The 1,728-nt window shown below is 29.3% G+C and carries 2 protein-coding genes; both read right to left on the bottom strand.

What is annotated here, in order from left to right:
• Positions 1–250 precede the first annotated feature (250 nt).
• Positions 251–880 carry a hypothetical protein gene (locus H599_RS0117720; RefSeq protein WP_155960827.1) on the bottom strand — a complete coding sequence of 210 codons (630 nt, stop codon included), beginning with the start codon at positions 878–880 and terminating at the stop codon, positions 251–253.
• A 16-nt stretch (positions 881–896) separates the two neighbouring features.
• Positions 897–1,728 (bottom strand): N-acetylmuramidase family protein (locus H599_RS20100; RefSeq protein ID WP_051590804.1); only part of this gene is annotated, 832 nt, incomplete at its 5' end.

Here is a 1,728-nt window from a genome sequence, read left to right as displayed (position 1 = left end):
AATGCTTCTTTGGCAATAATATGCTGCCCGCTCCAGTCATAAGTTACTAAATAGCCTGTATAAGTTCCGTCCAGTTTTTCGGTGCTTTTTAAACGATTAAACAAAAAAAGTTGTAGCTTTTTACGGCTACAACTTTTTACTGTATTTGCTCAACTTTGTGGGCCTTTAGGCATCCCGAAGCTTCGGGACTGCGTTAACGATTATCTACAAGTCCGAGCCATTGGAGTAAAAATTTTATTTAGGCAATGAATTATTGAATTTTGTTAGCGATAAGAATATTTTCTTCTAATCCAATAGATAATTCTGTTTGACAAATTTTACTAACTGCTAAAAAACACTTATAGGATGACTTATCGTTTATTAATAACCCTTTTATTGAGGAATCATAGTTATATTCAAGTTCACATCCTTCAGATGGAGGTAAATTTTCTATACCTGAATTTATTATTGATTTTAACGTATCTGAATTAAAATCAAGATTTACTTTATATATAAATCCATCAGAATAATATAAATTAATACTAGAATATCTTTGGTCATCTCTAAATTCGCAATAATCATCGTATTCAATTTTATATATGCTTAATATATTATCACTGTAATATCTAACTTCATATACAAAACCTAAAATACTATCTGCTCCTTCACAAAAATTTGTTCTTTGTAAATCTTCAGCTATATAATTATTGATGATATTTTGAAAATTAGAATTTAAATTATTTGGATAACTGATAACAATTCTACCCTCTGTTATTGTGGTATTTGTATTTGTCAATCTTGTAGAATTGTTTATTGACGAAATAAACTTACTTTCTATTGTTTGAGAGTAACAGGAATTAAAGATTAACGATATTAGTAAATATTTTACAATTTTTTTCATCTTATTTTATTTAATTTTAGAAACAATCTTCGTTATTTATTAAATCAGAATTATTTTTATACTTATCTGATTCGCTTTTCATTTTTTTATCATAGTCTTTTGAAGCTGATCCAGGTGAATTATAATATTGACCATTATATCCTTTAGCAAAACCATCCCAATTTTCATTTTGTAAATCATCCAATATACCTCTATTTATTACATATTGAATGAATGCCTCTAAATGTGTATCTGCATTAGTTGAAATCATATCATTATAAAAATCATCCATATTAGAATAACCTGCTAATTGATAATTGCTGCCTAGTATTTGAAATGCTCCGAAAGAAGCAGATTTTATAGCGGCTACAGGATTTAATGCAAAAGCTTCTTTCAAATATATTAAATTATCTGAATATGATCCATAACGTACCCTTTTAGGACCAGAAATATTTGGATTTGAATTATCATATATATGATTTGTTAACTTGCTAAAATGATGTCTCTCAAATAAAACTTTTGGTGTCCCATCACTTGTAAATGCCTGTCCCCCAGTTTCAACATTATAAACAGCTAATATATTACCAGCTAAAACATTATTTTCATCAGCAACATTTAATAAATAATTTTTTGATATTTTGCCGGCACATGGATCAGGTGTTGAATCGGGATCATTTTTTGAGAGAACACATTTACATAAATTCCGGTCAACTACATATCCCGATGTAGAACAGGCTACTAGCGTACAAGTACCAGGTGGATTACTGTTTGGTATAGACGCACAACCGCAATCCGGTGTTTGATAATAACCTTCCGGACAAGTATTATAACATTGTTGCGGCACCTCATTACAATTACAATATTGATCT

Origin of the sequence: Flavobacterium daejeonense DSM 17708 (assembly GCF_000425425.1) — a bacterium.
GTDB classification, from domain to species: Bacteria; Bacteroidota; Bacteroidia; order Flavobacteriales; family Flavobacteriaceae; genus Flavobacterium; species Flavobacterium daejeonense.
Note: the sequence above shows the minus strand (reverse complement) of the source record. Positions and strands in the feature narration are given on the sequence as shown.

Bases quoted from the DNA above. Each gene is read 5' to 3' on its own strand.
- H599_RS0117720 (WP_155960827.1), bottom strand. From the start codon at position 880: ATGAAAAAAATTGTAAAATATTTACTAATATCGTTAATCTTTAATTCC.